The sequence below is a fragment of the Dysgonomonas sp. 521 genome (assembly GCF_010501055.1).
GTDB lineage: Bacteria > Bacteroidota > Bacteroidia > Bacteroidales > Dysgonomonadaceae > Dysgonomonas.
Genome location: NZ_QVMO01000006.1, coordinates 64,239 through 90,872 on the forward strand (window position 1 = coordinate 64,239; position 26,634 = coordinate 90,872).

General features: G+C 40.4%; 18 protein-coding genes. 16 read left to right on the plus strand and 2 right to left on the minus strand.

Features of this window, described 5'->3' with window-relative positions; all coding sequences use genetic code 11:
* Positions 1–9: 9 nt before the first annotated feature.
* The 3 genes from D0T84_RS03440 to D0T84_RS03450 all read left to right on the plus strand — a co-directional run bounded on the left by D0T84_RS03440 (position 10) and on the right by D0T84_RS03450 (position 3,160).
* Positions 10–147, plus strand: a complete 138-nt coding sequence (locus tag D0T84_RS03440) for a hypothetical protein (protein ID WP_163306056.1) — start codon at positions 10–12, stop codon at positions 145–147.
* Positions 148–323: 176 nt separating this feature from the next.
* A complete protein-coding gene (locus D0T84_RS03445) occupies positions 324–1,292 on the plus strand; it encodes a glycoside hydrolase family 43 protein (protein WP_163306058.1) in 969 nt (322 codons plus the stop codon).
* 116 nt (positions 1,293–1,408) lie between these two features.
* On the plus strand, positions 1,409–3,160 hold the full coding sequence (locus D0T84_RS03450; RefSeq protein ID WP_163306060.1) for a beta-L-arabinofuranosidase domain-containing protein: 1,752 nt from the start codon (positions 1,409–1,411) through the stop codon (positions 3,158–3,160).
* Between the two features lie 51 nt (positions 3,161–3,211).
* On the opposite strand, the gene D0T84_RS03455 is transcribed toward D0T84_RS03450, so the two are convergent.
* Positions 3,212–4,117 (minus strand): AraC family transcriptional regulator, encoded by a 906-nt coding sequence (locus D0T84_RS03455; protein WP_163306062.1) that lies wholly within the window; start codon positions 4,115–4,117, stop codon positions 3,212–3,214.
* 207 nt (positions 4,118–4,324) lie between these two features.
* Here D0T84_RS03455 and D0T84_RS03460 point away from each other — a divergent pair, with 207 nt between their 5' ends.
* The 6 genes from D0T84_RS03460 to rhaD all read left to right on the plus strand — a co-directional run bounded on the left by D0T84_RS03460 (position 4,325) and on the right by rhaD (position 13,888).
* A complete protein-coding gene (locus tag D0T84_RS03460) occupies positions 4,325–7,558 on the plus strand; it encodes a glycosyl hydrolase (RefSeq protein ID WP_163306064.1) in 3,234 nt (1,077 codons plus the stop codon).
* Positions 7,559–7,861: 303 nt separating this feature from the next.
* Complete coding sequence (locus D0T84_RS03465) at positions 7,862–9,343, plus strand: rhamnulokinase family protein (RefSeq protein ID WP_163306066.1); 1,482 nt, start codon at positions 7,862–7,864, stop codon at positions 9,341–9,343.
* 91 nt (positions 9,344–9,434) lie between these two features.
* On the plus strand, positions 9,435–10,694 hold the full coding sequence (locus D0T84_RS03470; protein ID WP_163306068.1) for an L-rhamnose isomerase: 1,260 nt from the start codon (positions 9,435–9,437) through the stop codon (positions 10,692–10,694).
* Between the two features lie 2 nt (positions 10,695–10,696).
* Positions 10,697–11,857: a lactaldehyde reductase gene (gene fucO / locus D0T84_RS03475; RefSeq protein WP_163306070.1), complete on the plus strand. Its 1,161-nt coding sequence runs from the start codon at positions 10,697–10,699 to the stop codon at positions 11,855–11,857.
* Positions 11,858–11,933: 76 nt separating this feature from the next.
* Positions 11,934–12,968 carry an L-rhamnose/proton symporter RhaT gene (gene rhaT, locus D0T84_RS03480; RefSeq protein WP_163306072.1) on the plus strand — a complete coding sequence of 345 codons (1,035 nt, stop codon included), beginning with the start codon at positions 11,934–11,936 and terminating at the stop codon, positions 12,966–12,968.
* 110 nt (positions 12,969–13,078) lie between these two features.
* Positions 13,079–13,888 carry a rhamnulose-1-phosphate aldolase gene (gene rhaD, locus D0T84_RS03485; protein WP_163306074.1) on the plus strand — a complete coding sequence of 270 codons (810 nt, stop codon included), beginning with the start codon at positions 13,079–13,081 and terminating at the stop codon, positions 13,886–13,888.
* Between the two features lie 461 nt (positions 13,889–14,349).
* Here rhaD and D0T84_RS03490 read toward each other — a convergent pair whose 3' ends face one another.
* A complete protein-coding gene (locus D0T84_RS03490) occupies positions 14,350–15,216 on the minus strand; it encodes an AraC family transcriptional regulator (protein ID WP_163306076.1) in 867 nt (288 codons plus the stop codon).
* Positions 15,217–15,373: 157 nt separating this feature from the next.
* On the opposite strand from D0T84_RS03490, the gene D0T84_RS03495 reads away from it, so the two are divergent.
* The 7 genes from D0T84_RS03495 to D0T84_RS03525 all read left to right on the plus strand — a co-directional run bounded on the left by D0T84_RS03495 (position 15,374) and on the right by D0T84_RS03525 (position 26,481).
* The gene (locus tag D0T84_RS03495) at positions 15,374–16,951 is read left to right on the plus strand and encodes a sodium/solute symporter (RefSeq protein ID WP_163306078.1); all 1,578 of its coding nucleotides are present in this window, start codon (positions 15,374–15,376) and stop codon (positions 16,949–16,951) included.
* 37 nt (positions 16,952–16,988) lie between these two features.
* Positions 16,989–18,005 carry a glycosidase gene (locus D0T84_RS03500; protein WP_163306080.1) on the plus strand — a complete coding sequence of 339 codons (1,017 nt, stop codon included), beginning with the start codon at positions 16,989–16,991 and terminating at the stop codon, positions 18,003–18,005.
* Between the two features lie 94 nt (positions 18,006–18,099).
* Complete coding sequence (locus D0T84_RS03505) at positions 18,100–21,228, plus strand: TonB-dependent receptor (protein ID WP_163306082.1); 3,129 nt, start codon at positions 18,100–18,102, stop codon at positions 21,226–21,228.
* A 12-nt stretch (positions 21,229–21,240) separates the two neighbouring features.
* Positions 21,241–22,755: a RagB/SusD family nutrient uptake outer membrane protein gene (locus D0T84_RS03510; protein ID WP_163306084.1), complete on the plus strand. Its 1,515-nt coding sequence runs from the start codon at positions 21,241–21,243 to the stop codon at positions 22,753–22,755.
* A gap of 12 nt (positions 22,756–22,767) precedes the next feature.
* Positions 22,768–23,757: a hypothetical protein gene (locus D0T84_RS03515; RefSeq protein ID WP_163306086.1), complete on the plus strand. Its 990-nt coding sequence runs from the start codon at positions 22,768–22,770 to the stop codon at positions 23,755–23,757.
* A gap of 2 nt (positions 23,758–23,759) precedes the next feature.
* Positions 23,760–25,292, plus strand: coding sequence for a hypothetical protein (locus D0T84_RS03520; protein ID WP_185155678.1), 1,533 nt, complete (start codon positions 23,760–23,762; stop codon positions 25,290–25,292).
* Positions 25,285–26,481 carry a glycoside hydrolase family 26 protein gene (locus D0T84_RS03525; RefSeq protein WP_255495157.1) on the plus strand — a complete coding sequence of 399 codons (1,197 nt, stop codon included), beginning with the start codon at positions 25,285–25,287 and terminating at the stop codon, positions 26,479–26,481. Before D0T84_RS03520 ends, D0T84_RS03525 begins: the two co-directional genes overlap by 8 nt.
* The last annotated feature ends 153 nt before the right edge of the window (positions 26,482–26,634 follow it).

The following is a 26,634-nucleotide window of genomic DNA, read 5'->3' on the forward strand; positions in this document are numbered from 1 at the left end:
GCACAGTACATGACAAAAAATAGAGTACAACTCTATGTTACCCTTACAGGGCGCGCCTTTAGAGAAGTGTACTTCCTTTACCCAAGACGTTACCATTGGGCTATATTATGTAGCACCTTCAGGGCACTCGGGAAGAAAGCAGGCTGAAGGCCTGATATATTCTAGCCCGGGGTAACGCCCCGGGTGGTGATACCCCAAGGTGTTGCGCCCTGTAAGGGCAACATAACAAGCTCTTCTAAAGTATATGAAATATTTTGGGTCATGTACTGTGTAAAATAAGTTTTCTCTATTCAATATTAACAACCTAAAAATCATCGAATATAATGAACAAGTTTTATAAAAATTGTTTAGTTTTCACACTATTAATTCTGGGCTTCTGTAATTGTAGCTCAAAAAATACGATAGAAAAAGAGCCACCAATAGAACAAGTAGAAGTTTTTAACATTAAATTGTCGGATATAAGTGCCCGTGACCCCTTCATTCTTGCCGATCCTCAGACAAAAATGTATTATTTGCATAAGAGTCAGGGAAATTGGATTCAGGTATATAAAAGTAAAGACTTGAAAATGTGGAAAGATGAAGGGGAATCATTCAGAAAGAAGGAAGACTATTGGGGGAAACAATCCTTTTGGGCTCCTGATGAATATTACTATAAAGGGAAATACTATCTTTTTATAACCTCCAGCAATGAAGCCATTAAGAGAGGGTCTTCGATTCTGGTATCTGATAATGCAATGAATAAATTTGAACCATTGGTTAACGCTCCGGCAACACCGGCCGATTGGATGTCGTTGGATGCTTCTTTATATGTAGATGAAAAGAATGTGCCGTGGCTTATTTATTGTCACGAATGGATTCAGGTTACAGATGGGGAGGTTGTCGCTCAGCAACTTTCCGAAGACCTAAAAACGACTGTAGGTGATCCTGTAGTTTTGTTCAAAGCTTCGGATGCAGCATGGGTAGGCCCGCACGTTTCGGATGGTAAATCCAATTATGTAACCGATGCGTCTTTTATTTTCAGAATGGATGATGGCAAATTGGCCTTAACATGGTCGAGCATGGATAAGAACGGAAAATATTGCATTGGCGTTTGCTACTCAGAAAATGGAGTTTTTGGCCCGTGGGTGCATGATGCAGAACCATTGAATAACGATAATGGAGGACATGCGATGTTGTTTAAGGATTTTGATAATAACCTGATGATTTCGTATCATTCACCAAACGATGGTCCGGCTAAAGTTATGATAAAACCGGTTAAAACAGAAAACGGTAAATTAAAAATAGAATATTGAACGTAGGTGTAGGGAAAAGGAGTAAAACATAGTGCTCCTTTTTCCTTTTTTGTCATGTACTCACATTTTGATGCAGTTGCTCTGGAGCCTGTCTAATAAATTAATACCAAACTAATATGATAAATCTTAAAAATATCATTTTACTACATGTTCTTCCATTTCTGATGTTAGCAACAAGCTATTCATATTCAAACAAAACAGAAGGTCGCGATAGCCTGCCTCAACCAATTGACTACGAATCCTTAAGTATTGGAGGAGAATTGGAGACACGGGTAAATAAAAATATGGATAGACTGGAAGAAGAAAAGTACCAGCCACAGAATGTTTTCTTAACGGAAGAAGAATCAGGTAATTGGCCCGGCGACACCGAAGGACGTACAATTCTGGGATTGGTCTTGGATGCCCGTGCCGCACACCGCGAGCCTAAATACCTTGAACGGATAATTGACTTAATCCCACAGAAACTGAATGAAAAAGGATACATGGGACTTATTTATGAAGGCAAAATGAATGAACAACAATTGTCGGGAAACGGTTGGATACTCAGAGGATTGTGTGAATATTACGAATGGAAAAAAGATGAAAAGGTACTGCCTATTATATCGTCTATTGCAAACAATCTGTTTGTAGAAGGCAAAAGCCTTTATTCAAGTTACTCCATTGACCCCAAGCAACGAATCACTGATGTAGGAGCAGAATCGGGTACTATCCAGAACGAGGAAAATAACTGGATGCTATCCTCTGATATCGGGTGTGTATTTATAGGGATGGACGGACTTATCCATGCCTACAAGCTGGTTGGAACCCCTCAAATGAAAGAAGTGATCGACGAAATGATCAATATTTTTCTCAAGATGGACTTAATAGTCATTAAAGCTCAAACACATGCTTCGTTAACAGCCTGTCGTGGTTTGATCAGATATGCCGAAATTACAGGAGAAAATAAGTACATTGAAGAAGTTGAACAACGATGGAAAATATATAAGGCAGATGGAATGACCGAAAATCACGAAAACTATAATTGGTTTGGCCGTTACGACACATGGACCGAACCTTGTGCTATTGTGGATTCATATCTTCTTGCCGTACAGCTATGGCAGCATACGGGCAATCCGGAGTATCGGGATGATGCAGAATTGATATATTACAACGGTATTTGTCACACTCAGCGATACAACGGAGGCTTTGGTTGTGACAATTGTCCGGGAAATGCAATAAAAAACGTCTGCTTGAAGGTAAGTGCCGATGAAGCACACTGGTGTTGCACAATGCGGGGAGGAGAAGGTGTGTCGAAAGCTTCGCAATATTCATATTTTGTAAACAAAGACACTATCATCATACCTTTCTACCACAAAAGCTCCATATTGTTGCCCGATACCGGCAAAACATTTTCTCTCAAGCAAGAAACATCATACCCCTTCAACAATAGAGTAAGTATAACTATTACAGAAAGTGATGGCATAGAAAAATGTTTGAAATTTGCAATCCCGAAAAGAACATCTGATTTCGTTTTATCCTTTAATGAAGAAGTTATCGACATGAAACCAGACAGAGGGCTTATCTCCCTGGTAAGGAAATTTAAAAAAGATGATAGGATTGAGTTGGAGTTCAAACAGAAAATCAGTGTTTCAAGTACTATAAGTAAGGTAAATACCAATGAAGACCAACGACATATATATTATGGCCCATTAATGCTTGGTTCTGAAAATGGAGATATTGTCAAACTTGATGAGGAGGATGAAATCATTCCTGTAGAAGGTACAACCTTTAGCATCAAGAACAAAAATATAACTTTAACCCCAATCTATCACCTGATGGATGCTAAAGTTTGGGATAAAAATTCCTACAGGAAACAGATTATATTCTGAAATATAAGCGCTTATTATCAGATAAAAATTGTCTTATGACATACTTCAAATTTACCTTTCAATCATCCCTCCTTGAGTAAACTTCCGGTATTCAAGAGGGGTGATTCCTGTTTTCTTTTTGAAAGATGTAAAGAAATATTCCTGGTTTTCAAACCCCATCAAAAATGCAATTTCCTTGATAGAGATTGTTGTGTTAGTCAGTAATTCTTTCGATTTCTGAACCTTTAGTTCCTGTATATATTGCAAAGGTGCAAACCCTGTGTATTCTTTAAATATTTTTCTGAAATTGGAATAACTCATATTCAGATTATCTGCAACTTCTTTGGGCTTAATCTCTTTAAAGTTTTCCAGAATAATAACCTTCGCTTTATTTATCTGGTTTGCCAGTTCAGAATTTTCAAAAACAGAATTTTTATCAATAGAATATGCCAGTCCCAGCAAGTGAGTTACAATTCCGGCCAGAATCTGCTGGAATCCGGATTTTTGTTCTATTGCATATTGGATAGCCTGCTTATATAATTCAACAATTTTGCTATTCATCCCAATATTGAATATAACTTTCTGTTTGTTGAAAAAGCCGAAATCTACCAGATTATCGATGTTTATACCTTTAAAGCCTATCCAATATTCGTCCCACCCTGTTCGCTTGTCGGGCATATAGTTATGCCATTCGCCCGGAAATAGTAGAAACATATTTCCTTCTTTTATAGGTTGCATACTGTTTTTATTTGTAGAAGACGATACGAAATCACCTTTTCCCCTTGTTATGTATAGCAATTGGTATTCGTCCAAGATTCTTCCTTTTTCGGTAGAAAACAGGTATCTGGTGGGATGATTTTGGGGTGGATAAGACTCTTGTGAAGTAATGCTCTGATAACCTACAGAATTAATTGTAAGTCCCCACGATAGGTCTGTTTCGTTTACAATCAGATATTTTAAATGTATGGAGTCATTCATCTTTAGGTTAGTATTGCATATTCGGTAAGCAATTTACAGAAAATAGTCTTAATATACTGTATCTTATATATAAAATAGCATTTTTTAAAATAATCTGGTCATATCTTTAAATCAAAAGCTCATCAAGGAAGGTTAACTTTGTTCCTGTTTAAGAGTTTATATATCAATACGATTAACCGTAATTTCGATACCTTCAAAACAATACTTATGAACAAATACATCTATCTTTCCAGCCTGTTGTTGTGTTTATTTTTCTTTAGCTGTAATAATAAACCCGAAACAACCTCGCAATCTTTAGAAGAGGGATTTGTCAATATCCCCGATTCTATACAGACTTCTGTCTATTGGTACTGGATATCCGATCACATTTCGGAAGAAGGGGTCGTAAAAGACCTGCATGCAATGAAGAAAGCCGGAATCAACAGAGCCTTTATCGGGAATATAGGCTTATCGGCCGACCCGTCTGTTACAGGAAAAGTCAAATTCAGAAGTGAAGAATGGTGGAAAATACTTCATGCGGCATTAAAAACAGCCACAGAATTGAATATTGAAATCGGAATATTCAATTCTCCGGGATGGAGCCAATCCGGAGGACCGTGGGTAAAGCCAAATCAATCGATGAGATACCTGGCTTCTTCAACAACGACCATCGAAGGAGGTAAAAAAGTAGATATAACATTAGCAAAACCCGAAGGAGACTTCCAGGATGTAAAAGTGATAGCTTTTCCGGCAATAAATACCGAAGGCTCTCTTCTATCAATTCAAGATGTGGCGATAACATCCACTCCCTCCATTTCAGGATTAAATAATCTTATTGATAAAAATAAAAATACAGAATTATTCTTTCCGAAGGGAGTGAAGGAGTTTAGTCTCAATTTTACAATAAACAAGCCCTTTACTTTGCGCACACTGACCATATATCCTTCGCATCGCCCGATAAACAGTGCAGCCAAATTGCAAGTAAAGGAGAATGGTGATTACAAGACAATATCAGAATTTTATATCGACCGCTTCCACGACGAACCCAATGTAGGTTTCGACCCTTATGCTCCAATCGTTATATCGGTTCCCGAAACTCAGATAAAGGACGTCAGGCTTATCGTATCCGACATAGCCGAAAATAGCGGTATCAAAGAAATTGAATTTTCATCTATTCCCAGTATTGAAAGATATCTTGAAAAAACTCTGACAAAGATGCACCAAACCCCTTTGCCTTACTGGCACGAATACCAATGGAGGGATCAGTTGCTGACCGATGATTCTTCATTAACAGTCGATCCGGCAAAGGTTGTAGATATAAGCCAATGTCTCTCCGGAGACAAGCTGTTGTGGGATGCACCCGACGGCCGTTGGACAATAATGCGTACAGGAATGTGCCCGACAGGGGTAACCAACGCTCCGGCTTCTCCTGAAGCTACAGGACTCGAAACAGATAAAATGAGTAAAGAACACATTGAAGCACACTTCGATGCATACTTGGGAGAAATAATCAGGCGGATACCCGAACAAGACAGAAAAACATGGAAAGTAGTAGTACAAGACAGCTATGAAACCGGAGGACAAAATTTCACCGACACATTTATAGAAGATTTCAAACAAAGGTATGATTACGATCCCGTGCCGTTCCTGCCTGTTTATTCGGGAATGGTAGTCATGAATGAAGAAATATCCAATCGTTTCTTATGGGATGTCCGCAGACTGGTTGCCGACAAAGTTGCATACGATTATGTTGGCGGACTCAGGAAGGTTTGCCATAAATATGGTTTAAGAACCTGGCTTGAAAACTATGGACATTGGGGATTCCCCGGAGAATTTCTGCAATATGGCGGTCAGTCGGACGAAATAGGTGGCGAGTTTTGGGGTGAAGGTGACTTAGGCGATATCGAAAATCGTGCCGCTTCGTCATGCGGACATATCTATGGGAAAACCAAGATATCTGCCGAGTCGTTTACCACAGCCGGCAATACCTTTGGCCGTTATCCGGCTATGATAAAACAACGGGGAGACCGTTTTTTCTCGGAAGGAATCAACAATACCCTGCTGCATGTGTATATACAACAGCCATACGAAGACAAGAAACCCGGAGTTAATGCCTGGTTTGGAACAGAGTTTAACCGTCACAACACATGGTTCTCTCATATAGATCTGTTCACGTCTTATCTCAAACGAGTTAACTATATGCTTCAGCAAGGTCTGAACGTAGCAGATGTTGCCTATTTCATAGGGGAAGATGCACCAAAGATGACAGGAATAACCGATCCTTCATTGCCAAAGGGCTATCAGTTCGATTATATAAACGCAGAAGTTATAGAAAAAAATATGACAGTTAAGGACGGATTGTTGACATTGCCGCATGGCACTCAATATAAAATACTGGTGCTGCCCAAACTGAAAACGATGCGTCCCGAATTCTTGAAGAAAATCAAGCAGTTGATAGAAGATGGAGCGGTTGTACTTGGTCCCCGGCCCGAACGCTCTCCAAGTTTCCAGAACTACCCCAAAGCTGACGCAGAAGTAGCAGAACTATCCCAAAGCTTGTGGGGCAGGATAGATTCTGATACAAAATATGCTAAAATCGGTAAAGGAATACTTATCAATGATATGTCGATGGAAGACGCTCTGGCATTAGTCAAATGTGCACCCGATTGCCAGACCCAACCAAATGATCCAATCCTGTACAATCATCGTACCGTAAACGGAATGGAAATATACTTCGTATCCAATCAGAGCAATGAGCGAATAAACGTTGCTCCGGAATTAAGGGTTGGCGGGCTACAACCCGAATTGTGGGAACCGACAACGGGAATAATAAGGAAGTTACCTGAATATACCCTAACTGATACAGGAATCAAAATCCCGTTGATGCTGGAAAGCTATGAAAGTGTATTTATCGTTTTCCGTAACAAAATAGATGAATCAGTCATTTCATCAGGCGATAAGAAGAATTATCCACAACCTACCATTGTAACAGAACTGAATGGTCAGTGGTCAATTACGTTTGATAAAGCTTCCGGTTGCGATATCACCCTGAAAACTGATAAACTAACAGACCTGAGCCAAAATGAAAATCCTAGTATCAAATACTATGCGGGGGAAATAATGTATCAAACAGAATTCCATATCGAAAACAAACCCGCAGGCCGGTTATTCCTGAAGCTGAACGGAGTCAGCGTTATGGCTAAGGTAAATATAAATGGTAAATATGCCGGAGGTGTCTGGACATCCCCATATAAGGTAGATATTACCGACTATGTGATTAGCGGAAAGAATGATATTGAGATAGAAGTAGTGAATACATGGCAAAACCGATTGATAGGAGATCTGAGCCTTCCGGAAGATCAGCGGAGTACATGGATTCTGACACATTCTTTGAAGGCTACGGATCCACTCCAAAAGTCGGGGATTACAGGAACTGTTTGCATCGAAAGCATTGAGTATTAAAATACAATAGGAGGTTACTTGTGATCAAATGATGCTATCAGGCATTATCGCTTGGTGGAAAAAGAACAGAGAACACTTTTAAAGAATTGTAGGGGCGAAAAATCTTTCGACTGATATTAAAACCGGTGACAGACGAAAGGTTCTTCGTCCCTACAACGTCTCACAAAGGATATGCATTTTGATGCAGTTGCCCCAATACTTCATTACTCACTTTATCATATTTTAGAGTATTTGTATCAAATTCACAACCGACTCTTCTTATTCGGATAACTAATTTTATGAAACTAAATATATCATGAAATTATGGACTATAACACACACCATTTTCTAGCCTTCGACATTGGCGCCACCAGCGGCCGCAGCATCATTGGCTCGCTGACCAATGGCAAACTGGAATTGAAAGAACTTACACGTTTCCCCAATAAGATCATACGCATACACGACAAATATTATTGGGATATCTTTGCTTTGTTCGAAGCCCTGAAAGATGGACTGAGAGCGGCAGCATCCCAGGGCATAAAGATAGATGCCATTGGTATAGATACATGGGGGGTCGACTTTGTTTATCTGGGAGAAGACGGTTCCATATTGAGTACCGCCCGGTGCTATCGCGACCCTTATACAGTGGGTATGCCGGAAGAATATTTCGAGAAGGTACTTCCGCGTAAAGAGGTATATGACCTGACCGGAATACAGATAATGAATTTTAATAGCCTCTTCCAGCTTTATGCAGCCAAGAAAGAAAACTCATCGGCACTGAACAACGCTAAAGAGATACTCTTTATGCCTGATGCCCTATCTTATCTGCTCACAGGCAAGAAGGTATGCGAATACACAATATTATCTACATCACAGTTTCTGAACCCAAATACAAAACAGGTGGAAGAATCTTTGTTGGAAGCTATGGATGTAAAAGCATCGCTTATTCCGGCTATAGCTATGCCGGGGCAAATGATAGGAACTCTGACCGACAGCCTGGCCAACGAATGTGGATTGAACCGGGTTCCTGTAATTGCTGTTGCAGGACACGATACGGGTTCGGCTGTAGTATCGGTTCCTGCCGAAAATAAAAACTTTGCATATCTCAGTTCGGGCACATGGTCCTTGATGGGAATCGAAGTAGATAATCCTATTATAAACGAAAATTCCTTCAATCTCAACTTCACCAACGAAGGCGGAGTTGACGGCACGGTACGGTTCCTGAAAAACATCACCGGCATGTGGTTGCTCGAACAATGCCGCAAGGAATGGGAAGCAGCAGGTAAAACATTCACCTATCCCCAAATCGTAGCTCTATCGGGTTCGGTAGCCGGATTCCAGTCTTTTGTAGATCCGGATGATGCCTCTTTTGCCAACCCCGAAAGTATGACAAAAGCTATTGTCACATTCTGCGAGAAGACGGGACAAAGAGTGCCACAGTCGGAAGCCGACTTCATTCGTTGCATTTTCGACAGCCTGGCCATGAAGTATAAATATGTATTGGGATGCCTGCAAAAAGTGGCTCCTTTCCCTATCGAAAAACTACATGTCATCGGCGGCGGATCGCATAATAAGCTCCTGAATCAGATGACAGCAAACGCCATCGGCATACCTGTTGTTGCAGGTCCGGGAGAAGCTACAGCCATCGGTAATATTATGATGCAGGCCAAGGGTTTGGGATTGGTAGGTTCTTTGCAAGAAATAAGAAACGTTATACGTTGTAGCGTAAGCCCTGATGTATTCAATCCGCAGGATTCTGAGCAATGGAATGAGAAGTATCAGTTTTTCCTAACGTTATTAAAATAGCCCGCCTCATCAAGAGGGAGGCCTTATGTAAACTACGAAAATTTTTAAATCATTAAATTTTTAAATCATTAAATCGTTAAATAAAACAACCATGAAAAAAAACGAACTAGTACAAAAATCGTATGAAATAGCAAAAGAACGTTATGCCGCTATCGGTGTAGATGTAGATACTGCTCTGGAGAAACTACAAAAAATACAGGTATCTATCCACTGCTGGCAAGCCGATGATGTTACAGGTTTTGAAAACCTTGGCAACCTTGGCGGTGGCGGTATCCAGGCTACAGGAAACTATCCGGGTAAAGCACGCAATATAGACGAACTTCGCGCTGATATAGAAAAAGTACAGACATTGGTTGGTGGTGATCACCGTTTGAATCTGCATGAGATATATGGAGATTTTCAAGGTAAAGTTGTAGACCGCGACCAAGTGGATGCTTCACACTTTACCAGCTGGATGCAATGGGCAAAAGAGAGAAACCTGAAACTGGATTTTAACTCAACATCTTTCGGCCACCCGAAAAGCGGTGACCTTACTCTGGCTAACCCCGATAAATCTATCCGTGATTTTTGGGTTGAACACACAAAACGTTGCCGTGCCATTTCGGAAGAAATGGGTAAATTCCAGAATGATCCGTGTATTATGAACATATGGGTACACGATGGCTCTAAAGACCTGACTGTAAACCGTTATTTATACCGTTCATTATTAGAGAACTCTTTGGATCAAATATTTGCTCAGGAATATAAGAACATGAAAGACTGTATCGAATCTAAGCTATTCGGTATCGCTCTTGAAAGCTACACGGTAGGTTCACACGATTTCTATCTGGGATATGGCGCTAAGAAACAAAAGATGGTTACTTTGGATATGGGACACTTCCACCTGACAGAAAGTGTGGCAGATAAGATTTCTTCATTATTGCTGTTCACTCCTGAAATCATGCTTCATGTAAGCCGCCCAGTACGCTGGGATTCGGACCACGTTGTACTGTTGAATGACGAAACCACCGAACTGGCGAAAGAAATCGTACGCGCCGACGCTCTTGGTAAGGTACATATCGGTCTTGATTTCTTCGATGCTTCTATCAACCGTATCGGCGCATATGTGATTGGTATCCGTTCTACTCAAAAAGCATTCCTGCAAGGTCTGCTCGAACCTCTTGCCAAACTTCGCGAATACGAAGCCAACGGCCAGTACTTCGAACGCCTTGCCCTTCTTGAAGAAGCGAAAGGATTGCCTTGGAATGCAGTTTGGGATTACTTCTGTATGAAGAATAATATCGCTGTAGCAGAAGACTACATTGGTGAAATCCAACAATATGAGAAAGACGTAACTTCTAAAAGAAATTAACTATGGCAAATAGGATAATATTAAACGAAACATCATATCACGGAGCGGGTTCCCGCTCCGAAATTGCTATCGAAATAAGACGGAGAGGATTTAAGAAAGCCTTCTTTGTAACAGATAAAGACTTGATTAAATTCGGTGTAGCAGCCGAAATAGAGAAAGTACTCAACCATTCGGCAACTCCATACGAAGTATTCAGCGAACTGAAAGCTAATCCTTCTGTAAAAAACGTACAGGATGGTGTAGATGCCTTCAAGAAGTCGGGAGCCGATTTTATCCTCGCTTTGGGAGGCGGCTCGGCAATAGATACAGCCAAAGGGATAGGCATTGTTGCGGCCAATCCTGAATTTTATGATATCGTATCATTAGAAGGTGTTGCCGACACAAAGAATAAATCTGTGCCTGTGATTGCTTTGCCTACGACAGCAGGAACAGCGGCCGAAGTAACGATCAATTATGTAATTACCGACGAAAAGTCGAAAAAGAAAATGGTATGCGTCGACCCTAACGATATACCTGTGGTTGCCATTATCGACCCCGAACTGATGTACTCTATGCCCAAAGGGCTTACTGCTGCAACAGGGATGGATGCGCTTACGCATGCTATAGAGTCGTTCATTACTCCGGGAGCTTGGGAAATGTCGGATATGTTCGAATACAAAGCGATGGAACTGGTACACCTGCATCTGAAAAATGCAGTTGACAGCCCGAAAGACCAAACAGCCCGCGAAGGAATGGCACTTGCGCAATATGTGGCAGGTATGGGATTTTCTAATGTAGGACTGGGCATTGTACACTCAATGGCACACCCTCTTGGTGCATTCTATGATACGCCTCATGGTGTAGCCAACGCCTTATTGCTTCCTTATGTGATGGAGTATAACGCCGATTCTCCAGCGGCGCCTAAGTATAAAGATATTGCAAAGGCTTTTGGTGTAGAAGGCACTGAATCTATGAGTGTGGAGAATGGGATAAAAGCAGCGATAGATGCAGTTAAACAACTGTCGCTGAGCGTTGGCATTCCTCAGAAACTACACGAAATAGGTGTAAAAGAAGAAGATATACCAGAACTGGCTGTGGCAGCATTCAACGATGTATGCGCAGGAGGTAATCCCCGTCCTGCTTCGGTGAAAGATATAGAGGAACTATACCATAAAGCGTTCTAAAAAACTAATTATGAATGGTTTCTCCTTATAAACCGCATAGTTTGTAATTCATAATTTATAACTCATAATTAAAAACATGAATACAATCATAGGATTAATTATTATCGCCATAGGGAGCCTCGGACAATCGAGTTCTTATGTGCCAATCAATAAAGTCAAAAATTGGTCGTGGGAATGCTTTTGGCTGATACAAGGTATCTTCGCATGGCTGTTGTTCCCTCTTTTGGGTGCATTGATTGCTCTTCCGTCTGGCGTATCCTTAATAGATGTTTGGTCGGCCGCAGGAGACGGAATGTGGAAAGCCATTGGCTTCGGTGTTCTCTGGGGTATCGGAGGTTTAACCTTCGGGCTTAGCATGCGTTATCTTGGCGTTGCTCTGGGGCAGTCTTTATCGTTGGGAACGTGTTCTGCTTTCGGGACGCTGATTCCGGCTATCTTAGGCGGTCAGGACCTGTTCTCCGGCGACGGGCTTATACTGCTTATAGGCGTAAGTATCGCCATTGCGGGTATTGCCATTATCGGTTATGCAGGTGCGTTGAAATCGCAAAATATGTCGGAAGAAGAGAAGAAAAAGGCCGTGAAAGATTTTGCCTTGAAAAAAGGTATTCTTATAGCATTGCTCGCAGGGGTAATGAGTGCCTGTTTCAATCTGGGGCTCGAAGCCGGTGCACCTATCAAAGCACATCTGGCCAGCCTTGGGGCTAATGAGCTTCTGGTGCTGAATCCTGTCATATTGTTGGTAACAATCGGAGGTTTTATTACGAATGCATGTTATTGCCTTTTCCAGAATTATAAGAATAAGACATTTAGCGATTATACGACAGCATCGGCTTCTACTTGGGTAAACAACCTTATATTCTGTGCTTTGGCCGGATTACTTTGGTATTCCCAGTTTTTTGGGCTGGGTATTGGGCAAAGTTTCTTCGAACCGGGTAGTGTCATGATGGCTTTCTCGTGGAGTATCCTGATGTCGTTGAATGTAATATTCAGCAACTTATGGGGAATCATACTGAAGGAATGGAAAGGATCGGGACAAAAGACAATCGCTGTACTGATTACCGGATTGGCAGTACTGATTATTTCTATAATTTTACCACAAATATTGAAATAGGCCCCCTAGCCCCCAAAGGGGGGATTTAGATAAAGAACAAAAGAATTAATTAAAAATACTCTCTTACAGCCTCCCCTTTGGGGAGGACGGGAGAGGCTAATTGTAAAAAAATGAAATCAATATTAGATGGACGTCCGGAACTGGCCAAACGGGTAAACGATGTAGCCGAAGTAGCCGGATATCTATGGCAAAAAGGATGGGCCGAACGCAATGGCGGTAACATCACCATCAACATTACCGACGTAGTGGATGATGAAATAAAAGCCATGAAGCCTATCAGCGAAGTATTCCAAATAGGAAAACCGCTTACTTATCTGAAAGGATGTTATTTCTTCTGCAAAGGGACAAACAGACGTATGCGCGACCTGGCACGCTGGCCTATGGACAACGGTTCGGTGATTCGTATACTGGACGATTGCGCCAGCTACGTGATTATAGCCGACAATCCGGTGAAACCTACATCAGAATTGCCATCGCATTTATCTATGCATAATTATCAGATAAGCATAGGTTCGGGATACAAGGCAGCATTGCATACACATCCTATCGACCTGATTGCAATGACGCACAATCCCGCTTTCCTCGAAAAGGATAAACTTACCTATCTGCTATGGAGTATGATTCCTGAAACGCGTGCTTTCTGCCCGAAAGGGCTTGGCATTATCCCTTACAAAATGCCTAGTTCGATGGAACTGGCCGATGCTACAGTGGAGATGCTGAAAGAATATGATGTGGTGATGTGGGAAAAACATGGTGTTTGCTCTGTGAGCGAGAATATCATGGAAGCCTTCGATATGGTAGATACCTTGTCAAAATCGGCACAGATTTATCTTACAGCCAAATCGATGGGTTTTGAGCCGGAAGGTACAAGTATGAAAGATATGGAAGCTTTGAGAGCTGCTTTCAACTTGCCGAAGTAGGCTGCGAATCTTCATATAAAAGCTATTAAAATCAAGGGTAGGGAATATTTTCCTGCCCTTATTTTTGTCGCATTTTTGCTTGAGCCGTTTTTTCGGTTTACATCATGGTTCACAATCATCAGTCATGTAATGTGCTTATTATCAAACTTACACTGAATATTATTTCTATCTTCTAAAACAATAAAAGAAATAATACTACTAAGTAACTGTTAGGAAATTTCACGAATTCTTTTTCATAAGAGAAAGGTTAAGAGTTCTTCGTTCATTTTTAGCTTGTTTTCGGCTAATTTTCTCTTTCACTCAGCTCAAGTAGCCCGCTACTATCGCTTCGTGGAAATAAAAATTATCTCAAAAACAATTCTAAAAATCAGAACGAGAAATTTCCTAACGGTTACTAAGAAACTGTTTAAAATTTAGCGAAAATTTTTATTACAGGTTCAACAATGACAAAAGCAAATGAATTAATATTTGATCAGCATTTGCTCAATCAATGTACGGTACTCGCTGGGGGTTGAACCTTTCTTCTTTTTGAAAATACGAATGAAATTAGACAGATTGTTGAAACCGCATAGAAAACAGATTTCCGCTATAGAATGTGTAGTTTCCGATAGCATCTGGCAGGCTTTAGCAACCCGTAGGTTAATAACATAATCGATAAACGTACAGCGGGTTTTCTTTTTGAAAAAATGGCTGAATGCTGATTCCGACATGTTTACCATTTCAGCTACTTCACTTAACTTAATCTGATTCTCATAATTCTTTTCAATATAATCACATACTTTAGCGATCCGACGGCTTTTGGAAACGCGGACAATTGCTTGCGAATCGTATCCGTTATCCATTAATACACTCCTGTCAGAAATAGAAAGGTCGTGAAGAATAGAAAAGAACTCCAATACTGTCTGAAAGCCCTGCATCTTGGTTAATTTTAATATACGGTCTTTCATATCCAGCCGGGTTTTCTCCGAAAAGCATATACCGCGTTGAGCTTCATAGAGTAAACCTTTTATCTGCGAAAACAATCTTTTCTCCAGTATTGGAAAATTCAGTAGTTTTTCGGAAAACTGGATAGTTACCACATGGTTTCCCTCTACTATTTCCCCTTGCCAGGCATGAGGAATATTAGGGCCTATCATTACCAAATCCAGAGTAGAGAATTCTTCTTCGGAATCTCCAACTATACGTTTCCCATATGTATCAATTACCAGATTAATTTCATAATCGGAATGATGGTGCACCGGATAATCGAATTTGGCAGACGGATGATTCAGAACAATGAATAAATCATTATCTGACAATGGTGTAATCTCTTTTTGAATCTCTCGCATAATGAAAGTTATTATATATGTGATATCATATACAAATTTAGAAATAAAATAAAAAAAGCAATAGTTAATTCAAAAAAGTATAACATTTCAATAGGATTGTATAATTATTAATACAACTTAACGCATACTTTTGTAACATGAATATAAATCAATACTCATGGAAAATTTTTCAATCAGCACAATCGATTTAATTATAGTAGTCTTATACATTATATTTATAATATGGTGGGGGCTTAAAAATGGGAAAAGTTCGGATTCCCAATCTTACTTTCTTGCCGGGCGGTCAATGCCCTGGTGGATTGTCGGCTTGTCTTTATTTGCTGCAAGTATATCCAGCACGACCTTAATTGGTCAGTCGGGAGATGCTTATGATACAGGACTTGCCGTTTTCAACTACAACCTGACCGGGATAGTCGTCATGGTCTTCTTTGCAGTATTTTTACTGCCACTATATATAAGGTCTAAAGTTTTTACAATTCCCGAATTTTTAGAAAAACGCTTCGATAAACGCTCCCGTTTTTATTTTTCAGCGATTTGTATTATCGGCAATATATTTTTAGATGCAGCAGGAGCATTGTATGCTGCGGCATTGATTATTAAGCTGATATATCCGGCTGCTGATTTACAGTTAATTATCATCATATTTGCAGCTATAGCAGCCTCATACACTATTCCCGGAGGATTATCATCGGTGATAAAAACGGAACTGATACAGGCAATTATACTGATTATAGGTTCGGTAATACTCACCATCTTCTGTTTCCAGCAGGGTGGAGATTGCTTTATCGATCTGTATAAGAACGGAGATATTCTGGCAAAACTTATTCGTCCAATGGATGATCCGGCCACCCCGTGGCTTGGACTGATAGTAGGTATGCCGATTTTAGGGATTTATTTCTGGGCGAATAACCAGACGATGGTTCAACGGGTGTTAAGCGCCAAAACTGTAGATGAAGGACGGAAAGGCGTTATGCTGAATGGATTTTTAACAATGGCAACTTTGTTTATAATAGCCATACCCGGACTTATTGCCAGAGGATTATTCCCGGGACTCGACCGTCCGGATATGGTATATCCGACCATGGTAATCAACTTAATGCCAGTCGGTTTGCTGGCTATCATATTAGCGGCATTGTTATCGGCATTGACATCAGCCTTGAGTGCCATTCTGAATTCCACATCTACCTTATTCACAATGGACTTTTACTCTCACTTCAACAAAAATGCCGATTCAAAGAAACTGGTAAGGGTGGGAAAAATAGCTTCACTGGTTATCATTATTCTGGCTGCAATATGGGCTCCACAAATCGGTAAATTCGGCTCATTATTAAAATACTATCAGGAGATGCTTTCCTACATCTCGCCTCCGATAGTGGCAGCTTTCCTTCTGGGTATTTTCAGCAAGAGGGTCAATGGGAACGGTACTTTCATCGGGTTGATTAGCGGGTTGGCGATAGCAGTGCTGATGCTTTTCTTCCGTCAAGAGATTTTCGGAGATATGCACTTCCTGCTAGTTGTTCCTTTCCTGCTTAGTGCCAGTATGTTGATTATGTATTTTACCAGCCTGATGAGTCCGGCGCCTACCAATGAAAAACTTGCAGACACTACTTTCAGGAAGAATGACCTGATTACAGAATTTAAAGACCTGAGAGGGAATGCCTGGTATAAAAGTTATCTGGGATGGGCCATCCTTCTATTGGGTCTAAGCGCACTTCTTTGGGTAGCATTCAGCTAGCAATCAACTGAAAAACAATATAATAAAACTTAATACGATGAAATTAAAAAAATTTCAGGGAAACCCCATTGTGTCTCCCGATGAAAAAAATGACTGGGAATCATTAGTGACATGCAACCCGGGAGTATACTATGACAACGGAATATTTTACATGCTTTACCGTGCTGCCGGAAACGATGACGAACATGTTATCCGCTTGGGATTGGCCACAAGTAAAGATGGTTTTCATTTCGAAAGAGCCTCAGAGCAACCGGTTTTCGGCCCGGGTGTGAATAATTTCGACTCGGGGTGCGTAGAAGACCCGCGTATCGTAAAATTCGATAATGAATATTATGTAACTTATGCATACCGCCCATTCCCTCCGGGACAATACTGGAAATTTGCACATGATGTGGTAAAAATTCCTAAAGTCGGTGCAGATGCTCCTGCCGCCATTGCTAAAAATCTGGGTAATACAGGGCTTGCGGTTACTACTGATTTTAAGAACTTCAGACGTTTAGGACGTTTAACTTCGCCTGTTCTGGATGACAGGGATGTAATAATTTTCCCTGAAAAAATAAACGGTCAATATGTACTCATGCATCGGCCAAAGCAATATATAGGAGAGAGATACGGAGTAAAGTATCCTTCTATCTGGCTTAAATTTTCAGATGATCTTTTAGACTGGGAAGATAAAGAAAGCCATTTGCTTTTAACCGGTATTGAAGGTACATGGGAAGAAAAAATAGGAGGAAGTACCCCGCCTTTGAAAACAGAGTATGGTTGGTTAGTTATCTATCATGGCGTTGAAAATGGAGGTTTAGGTTATTATAGGGCGGGTGCTATCCTTCTCGATCTGGAAAATCCATTAAAGATAATATCGAAAGCTCCGGATTTCATCCTTGAACCGGAATATGATTATGAGATTGAAGGATACTACAAGGGTTGCGTGTTTCCGACAGGAAACGTAATTGTAGACGACACATTATATGTGTATTACGGAGGCGCTGATAAATATATAGGTGTTGCAACCTGCAATATCCATGATTTTATCAAAACATTCAAAAAAGTATAACGAATCAGCAGGATTGGTAAATTTTTATTCATTGTTTCCCTATACTTTTGTTTTGTTAACAAGTTATAAAATAATATTTAATAAAGCTAATCACATGAAGAAACCAAAAACCAAGAAAATGTCTATGGGTCTTCTATCCCTCAACATATTTTTTATATGTTTTTTGTTGGGTAGTTTTTGTACGGCACAGGGTGCCATAACTCAGGATCCTGGAAAAATAACAGTCTCCGGGACTGTTACAGATACAAAAGGAGAACCTCTTATCGGGGTGTCTGTCGTGCTTAAGAATGCTGATGTACATACAGGAACCATTACAGATATAGATGGTAAATACTCTTTGCCAAATATTCCATCAAATGGAACATTAGAATTCTCCAGTGTTGGGATGACAAAGCAGCAAATTGCCATTAACAACCGGACTACGATTGATGTAACTATGCAAGACGATGCTATTTTGCTTGGTGAAACAGTCGTAATAGGTTACGGCTCGGTAAAAAAGAGTGACTTGACGGGATCGGTAGCCAGCATCAAAGCCGATGCAATCAAAGATATTCCTGCTAACTCAGTTGAAGGTCTCTTGCAAGGCCGGGCAGCAGGATTGCAGATTATCAATTCTTCCCAAGACCCAGGTGCGGGGGCAACAGTTCGTATTCGTGGTGGTAGCTCATTGAGAGGATCAAATTCTCCACTAATAGTTGTTGATGGTTTTCCGCTTGGTGATGCCGGTGATTTGAAACAAATCAATACACAAGATATTGTTTCAATGGAAATCTTAAAAGATGCTTCAGCTTCGGCTATATACGGTTCTCGCGGTGCGAATGGCGTAATCATTGTAACAACCAGACAGGCGAAAACAGGAAAAACTGAAATCAACATCAGACAACAGACTACCTTGTCTCAATTTACATCAAAGTTTAATCTTTGGAGAGATCCTGTACTTATGGCTACCCTTAGTAATGAGGCTTATACAAATGCAGGATGGGATCCTTTATATATTGGAGCCACTAATTCTACCGGAACATATTATCCATCTATCAGCGAGTTGCAAACTACCTGGAAAACGAACACCAAATGGGATGACATCGTTTTTAGAGGAACACCGGTGTCCAACAATACTACGGTACAAATCAATAGTTCGACAGAAAGAACTAGCTTTAACCTGAGTGCCAACTATTATGATGAACAAGGGATATACATAGACGATGATTATTCCAAATTCGGATATAACCTTGGGATAAACCATAATCTGTTTTCTAACGTAAAGGTGAAGGTCTCAAATATTCTGTACAAGGGAAACAGGGATAATAATGGCGGTCTTGCATATTGGCGAAACCCGATCTACCCGGTTTACAATGAAGATGGGAGCTACTTTAAAGCAAGTGAACTCGATTATGAAAACCCGGTGGCTATCAGCAAAATGGTAAAGAACAAAGTTGATATGCTGGATATGATGACATCAGGAGCATTAGAATGGGATATTATTGATGGATTGAAGTTTACGTCACAAGTTAATTATAAATACGGAAAATCCACAACAGATCAATATTATCCGAAAACCTATACTAAACCGGGTACAGATAATGATGGACGTGGTGTTATCAGCAATTGGGAAAGTCAAAATTTTGTAACAGAAAACTATCTCAACTTCAACAGGACTATTAATGAAAAGCACGAGTTAGGTATTATGGCAGGACACTCCTACGAATATTATAAAGAGAGATCCTCAAGCTTAACTGCAAACGGTTTTGTGAATGAAGCACTAAATAATGAAAATATGGGTGCCGGCGATCCTGAAAAAAATGGAATCGGTAATGGCTTTGGAGAATCCAAGCTCGTTTCAGGTATGGGTCGTATCAATTATACTTATGATAATAAATATCTGGCAACATTTACCTTCCGGGCAGATGGTTCATCCAAGTTTGGGGAGAATAACAAATGGGCATATTTCCCATCAGGTGCATTAAGCTGGAAAGCGCAGGAAGAGGATTTCATAAAGAACCTAAATATCTTTGATGAATTAAAATTCCGAATCAGCTATGGTGTATCAGGGAATCAGGGAATTGGATCTTATCAGACCTTAAGCAGATACAGTACATCTAAATATTATGATGATGGGGCATGGACAACAACAATCGGTCCGGGTTATGTTTCCGGATGGATTGGAGATTATCTCTATCGTATTTGGGCGGGTATCCCCAACCCTGATTTGAAATGGGAAACTACAGCACAAGTAGACTTTGGTCTGGATATGGCATTCTTTAACCGCAGATTGCGTCTGACATTAGACTACTATGATAAACAAACCAAAGACCTTTTGCGTGAAAGAAATCTTCCTATTTCTTCCAGTTATCAAAAAATGTGGGTGAATGATGGGGAAATTCAAAATCGCGGTTTCGAAGTTACAGTTGCAGGAGATATATACAATAATAAAGACTGGGATGTTTCGGGTACGCTTATGTTCTCGAGAAACCGTAATAAGGTAAAAAGCTTGGGTAACAGTGTGCAGTCCGGATTGAAAACCAATGATTTTTCAGGCCTTCAGTTCGAATATTTCGGGAACAATCTGGAGATGTATCGTGACTACACCAATATTCTGGCTATTGGCCAGCCAATCAATGTCTTTTACGGATATAAGGTAGACGGTATAGTGCAATCATTACAAGAAGGCCTCGATGCCGGTTTATCAGGTGATTATGCACAGCCCGGCGAGTTTAAGTATATTGACATTGATGGTGATGGTGCCATTACCGAATTGGACAAAGTAGTGATTGGAGATCCTAATCCGGACTTTATCGCCAGCCTTAATTTAAGCGCACGCTGGAAAAACCTGGATGCTTCAATTTTCTTGAATGCCGTAGTTGGAAATGATGTTTTGAATACAAAAGCATGGGGAGAACCGAGTACATCGCCTTTACGTTGGACTCCTGATAATCCGACCAACAAATACCCTCGCCTGAGAGAAGGACGGCAGACCAGAATATCTGACTGGTGGGTACAAGATGGTTCATTCCTTCGCATTCAGGACGTAAGTGTCGGCTATACATTCAACCTGCCTAAACAAAAAGTTTTTGCATCCAAACTGAGAGTGTATATGAATGTTTCAAATCTATATACATTTACGAAATTCGACGGTTACGATCCCGAAGTTGATCAGATGGGCGTTTATTACGGGGGCTATCCTCGACTCAGAAAATGGACTTTCGGATTGAATTTAACTTTCTAAAACCAGACAGACATGAAAAATATATTTAAATCATTAATTATACTAAGTGTATTTATTTTCAGTGCATGCGACCTTACTGAAAAACCTTATGGATTTTATTCTGAAAGTAATTTCTATAAAACGGCAAATGATGCTGAATCGGCATTACGCTATGCTTATGGAGCAATGACTTATATTGAATATTCACGCTCGATATTCTTTCTCGGAGATATGCCTACCGAGGAAATGACAACAAAATCTGATGCCGGTGTGGATAACCGCAATCTGAATGAATGGAACGTTGCAAATTTTAATACAAATGGAACCCTTGAGCATTTTTTCCAGTATTCTTATGTTGGCATTAATCGCGCGAATGCTGTAATTAAAAACGTGCCCGATGGAGAATTTGACCAGTCCTATAAGGATCAGTTTCTGGGCGAAGCCCATTTCCTTCGTGCTTATAATTATTTTTCTCTTGTAAGAAATTTCGGTTTGGTTCCTATCCATAGCACTGTAGTGGAAACATTGGAGCAAACAAATTCGCCTTTAGCTCAGGATTTAGACGAAGTGTATGACTTAATTATTTCAGACTGTGAAACATCAATCAATTACCTCAAAAATACGGTTTACTCCACTCCTAAGATTGGGCGTGTAGATAGGGTAGCGGCTGAAGCTTTACTGGCAAAAGTGTATTTGTATATAGCTTCGGCTAAAGAAAACAATGTATTACTTTATGGGGCAATGAATAAAAATGTGGATGACATGTATTCCAAAGCTGCTCATTATGCCAATGAAGTGATGACTAAACAAAGTACTTATGGTTTTGAAGATAACCTGATAGACTTGTACGATGTAGAAAATGCGCGTGGCAAAGAAAAAATATTTATCATGGGTATGGATCGTTCAGGAGTAGAAGAAGGTGAATATTCAAAAATATCCAAGATGTTTATTCCTTATATGGAAGGAGCTAAAGTATATCTCAAACAAGGAGATGAAAACAAGTATATCCCTACACACGATGGTTGGGAAGAATATCAAACTGAAATAGATTTTTACAACAGTTTCGCCCCTGCTGATAAACGTAAAACACAGCTTATAGTAGATAAAGTTTATAATGAAGATGGGTCTTTGAAAGCCAGTTGGCCTGATAATGGAGTAAAATACCCATTCAGCAGAAAATATATCGACCCTCAGTTTATTGCCGACAAAACCAGTACTCGCCCTTACCTCATCAGATATAGCGATATTGCTCTGGTATATGCAGAAGCAGCCGGACCGACAGCCGAGTCTTATAATTTGGTTAATTATATCCGCAACAGAGCCGGATTAGGAAACTTACAACCGAATCTGAACAAAGCCGATTTCCGTGAAAAGATATACGAGGAGCGTAAATATGAAATGGCGTTCGAAGGAGACCGGATGTATGACATCAGAAGGTGGAACCGCATATCCGGTATCCCGGAAACTGCCGGCCTGAGCGCCGAACAGTCGACATTTTATCCGATTCCTCAAGCAGAAATCGATCTGAATAATAGTATTAATAAATAAGGCTAAAAAGATATGAGAACAATTATAAAATTAACTTTTATTGTATCTGCGCTTCTTATATTACAAAGTTGCCAGAAAGATCCTCTCAATGATATTGAAGAAGGAGGGTGGAACAATGAACGCTCAGTAATTGACATTAAGTTCAAAGGTCAGATAGGAAATGCTGTAATTGAAAATACAGATTCGGAAACAGGCAGGATCGAGTTTTCTGCAAATATGGCTGCGGTAACAGACCTTTCTAAAGTAGAAATCGAAAAGCTGGATATATCTTATCAGGGTAAGGTTTCGATTCAGACCGGGACAGCATTGGATTTCAATAATGCAGGCAGGTCTGCAAATATTACTGTTACTTCTCCTACGGGAAAAGACCGGATCTATACCGTTTATATGAATGAATTTGATGAGTCTCTCGTCGGCACTTGGAGCATATCTTCCATGGCTTTATACGGCGGTGTAGAAGATTCTTGGTGGCGGACAGGATTACTTACTTTTGGTGCTGATAATGACTATTGGGCCGATGGAAAAAACAATCCTGGAGCTGAATACGACAACACCCTGACCCTCACATTAGAAGGTGCCGACAACTCCGGAAACACCTATGGCACTTGTGTACATAGTGCAGGAGCCGACGGAAAATATGCGGATTTTGTATTTGCAGGCAGTCAAAACGGGAAAAATCCCGGCGTGGATGTTGATATGACAGATACCTATCGGAAAATACCAAAAGGCACAAGCAAATGGATTCGTAATTATTCGGCTGGCACAGTAACATTTACAGATGAGGCTGGTAAAGAATATGTGGCAGCTTTTGAAAGTGCCGGCACTATTCAACTATCTGATTTGGATGCGAGCAGTGCAAATGATGTAAATATTACCATTCCCGAACATGCCTTCTCGTTTACATATCCGTTAGCGTGGGATTATTTCTCAGAATACAGTGTTTACGCTAAAGTTGTACTCAATCCCCGCAAATTCTTTATCTTAGTGAATAAAATTGATTGAGAATGAAATATACGATAAAGTCTCTTATATTGGTATTAATATGCATGTGTATGTGTTCGAGTTGCCGGAATAGTAATACTGTCAGGCTTGAAGTGACATCCGAAGTGATTAATGCCGGTTATCTGGGCAACGGAGTAGAATGGGATCCGTATGATGAAGCTGAAGCGTGGGGTGTATCAATCTCCGAGGAGGACTGGCAAAAATTGTTCAAAAGGCTTGACTTTATGCGCATGGGCTATGTTCGCTGCATGATAAATAGCCCTTTCCGTTATTATGACCCCGCTACAGGGAAATATGATAAGGAGAGAAATATCCACTCTATTTCTAAACTTCTCCGCTATTGCACCGATAACGATATTACTGTCATGTATGGAGAATATAACCCGCCCACATGGGATATGAAAGATGACCAACGCTGGATAGATATGTCTGTCGATTATTTGAATTATCTAGTGGATGACTTAGGATTCAACTGCATTAAATACTTTGCCATCTTCAACGAACCGGACGGGAACTGGGCTTCAACCAACGGCGATTACGAATTATGGAAATCTATATTGCTCCGTTTTGCTGATAAAATGAAAGAATATCCTGCATTGAACAAAGTGACATTTGCAGCTCCTGATGCTGTAATTAATTACAAGAACCCAGCAAGTGGGATTGATGCTATCGGATGGCTGGAAAAGACAGCCTCAGATGTTGATTCTTTAGTAGGTATTTATGACATTCATGCTTATCCGGGACAATGTGAGGTACGATCGGGGAGTTATGCCGAAACTCTCGCTAAACATAAGGCTGCGATTCCTAAAGGAAAGAAGACCGTATTAGGAGAGGCCGGTTATAAATACTGGCACAACCCTCCGCAGGACTGGCTGATTAGTGAAGAGATGCAACAGGCCGACTCGATTCTATGGAAAGAATATCAGCGTCGTGTCGAAGGGCATCCGTTTACAAAAGGTTCTGATTGCAACATGTTGGTATACGATTATTTTTATGGATTGGATATGCCCTTATTGTGCATGGAAGTAATGAATGCCGGATATTCGGGTATTGCTGCATGGATGCTGGATGATGCGATGCATAGCAATTGGGATTCGGGCAAGACCGAAGATGTGAAAATATGGGGTATGTGGAATATCTTAGGCGAAGAAGTCTTTAACGACCCTTCACAGGAAGAGATACGTCCCTGGTATTATACATGGGCATTGATGTGCCGCTACTTCCCTGCCGGGAGCGATATCCTGCGGATCAATGGTAAATTACCCGAACATGTAAAAGCAGTGGCTTCCAAAACCGACTTGGGAAATACAATTGCATTGGTAAACTTCGGTGACGAAGAAGCCTCAATCGAAATATTACTGGAGAAAGACATGACTGATGCAAAGATGTATCTGTATAAAGAAAATGACCGCAAGACAAACGAGTTCGGGCATCCTGTACCGGCTCAAAGCGGAATAAATATTACAGGAAAATATCTTGTAAAACTTGAGAGTCAAAGTTTTATTCTATTAACTGACATCAATTACAATGAATAAGATGAATTTAGCTATATTAAGTCTTTGTTGCTCCCTTTTGTTTGGATCTTGCGGAGACAATGATAATGATGACAATGGAGGCGGAAAAGAGCCGGAAGTAAATAAGACAGAACTGTTGATAGTGGATAAGAATGCAACACAAGAGACTAAAGCTCTGTTAAGCAATCTTTGGGCTATACAAAAGAAAGGTTTTATGTTCGGTCATCACGACGATCTGTTATATGGACGCAAATGGCAAAATGCGCAAGGAGGGTCGGACACCAAAGACATTTGCGGAGATTATCCCGCAGTCTTTAGCATGGACTTTGGAGAAATAATGGACGATAGAAGCCAGGGCAGCAACAACGGAGAAAATATTAAACGTACTATCAAAGAAGCCTATGCGCGAGGTGAAGTAATTATGGGGTGCATACATATATATAATCCGGTGACAGGGAAAGATTTCTACGATGTTACGGGTCAACCCATAACCAAGATACTGACAGAAGGCAGCGATGCCAATATCAAATACAAAACCTGGCTCGACCGGCTGGCAGATTTCACATTATCCTTAAAGGATAATAACGGGAAACCAATCCCTATCATCTTCCGGCCATATCACGAGCATAATGGCGATTGGTTCTGGTGGGGAGGAAAGAACTGTACCGATCAGGAATTCATTAAATTCTGGAGATTTACGGTAGAGTATTTACGCGATACTAAAAACGTTAAACAATTTCTCTATGCCTTTTCTCCGGATGCTCCAAGCCCGAGGACTGAACAAGAGTATTTTTACAGGTATCCGGGGGATAATTATGTAGACTTTTTAGGAGCAGATATTTATAATGGTGTAAATGCAACGACTATGAGCCGTAATATGCAATTGCTGACAACATTGTCTGCCAAAAAGAAAAAGCCTTGTGGTGTTACAGAAACAGGCATAGAAGGAATCCGCCTGAATGGAACCGCAGTGACAGATTATTGGACAAAGCAGATAATGGCCCCTTACAAAACCGGAACCACTGTAAGCATGGTTGTTATGTGGCGTAACAAATATGATCCGAATGGAGAAGGCTATCACTACTATTCTGTGTTCAAAGGGGAATCATCTTCCTCCGATTTTATGAAGATGTATAATGATAACTTATCCATTTTCTCAAAAGATTTGCCGGATATGTATACAATGGCTGAAGATGTGATTGTGAATTAAACCGGATCTTAATATATAAATTATCAATAGCGTCCTAAATAAAAAGTGAGAGGTTTTCGTTTTCTGTTCCTTAAAGTTACCTTTGAGGTGCAACACAAAAAACGAACCTCTCATGGCAAAAATAACATTATTCGCTCAAATTCTTAGCAAACT

Coding starts and splice junctions, on each gene's coding strand:
- D0T84_RS03440 (WP_163306056.1), top strand. CDS start 10: ATGACAAAAAATAGAGTACAACTCTATGTTACCCTTACAGGGCGCGCC.
- D0T84_RS03445 (WP_163306058.1), top strand. CDS start 324: ATGAACAAGTTTTATAAAAATTGTTTAGTTTTCACACTATTAATTCTG.
- D0T84_RS03450 (WP_163306060.1), top strand. CDS start 1,409: ATGATAAATCTTAAAAATATCATTTTACTACATGTTCTTCCATTTCTG.
- D0T84_RS03455 (WP_163306062.1), bottom strand. CDS start 4,117: ATGAATGACTCCATACATTTAAAATATCTGATTGTAAACGAAACAGAC.
- D0T84_RS03460 (WP_163306064.1), top strand. CDS start 4,325: ATGAACAAATACATCTATCTTTCCAGCCTGTTGTTGTGTTTATTTTTC.
- D0T84_RS03465 (WP_163306066.1), top strand. CDS start 7,862: ATGGACTATAACACACACCATTTTCTAGCCTTCGACATTGGCGCCACC.
- D0T84_RS03470 (WP_163306068.1), top strand. CDS start 9,435: ATGAAAAAAAACGAACTAGTACAAAAATCGTATGAAATAGCAAAAGAA.
- fucO (WP_163306070.1), top strand. CDS start 10,697: ATGGCAAATAGGATAATATTAAACGAAACATCATATCACGGAGCGGGT.
- rhaT (WP_163306072.1), top strand. CDS start 11,934: ATGAATACAATCATAGGATTAATTATTATCGCCATAGGGAGCCTCGGA.
- rhaD (WP_163306074.1), top strand. CDS start 13,079: ATGAAATCAATATTAGATGGACGTCCGGAACTGGCCAAACGGGTAAAC.
- D0T84_RS03490 (WP_163306076.1), bottom strand. CDS start 15,216: ATGCGAGAGATTCAAAAAGAGATTACACCATTGTCAGATAATGATTTA.
- D0T84_RS03495 (WP_163306078.1), top strand. CDS start 15,374: ATGGAAAATTTTTCAATCAGCACAATCGATTTAATTATAGTAGTCTTA.
- D0T84_RS03500 (WP_163306080.1), top strand. CDS start 16,989: ATGAAATTAAAAAAATTTCAGGGAAACCCCATTGTGTCTCCCGATGAA.
- D0T84_RS03505 (WP_163306082.1), top strand. CDS start 18,100: ATGAAGAAACCAAAAACCAAGAAAATGTCTATGGGTCTTCTATCCCTC.
- D0T84_RS03510 (WP_163306084.1), top strand. CDS start 21,241: ATGAAAAATATATTTAAATCATTAATTATACTAAGTGTATTTATTTTC.
- D0T84_RS03515 (WP_163306086.1), top strand. CDS start 22,768: ATGAGAACAATTATAAAATTAACTTTTATTGTATCTGCGCTTCTTATA.
- D0T84_RS03520 (WP_185155678.1), top strand. CDS start 23,760: ATGAAATATACGATAAAGTCTCTTATATTGGTATTAATATGCATGTGT.
- D0T84_RS03525 (WP_255495157.1), top strand. CDS start 25,285: ATGAATAAGATGAATTTAGCTATATTAAGTCTTTGTTGCTCCCTTTTG.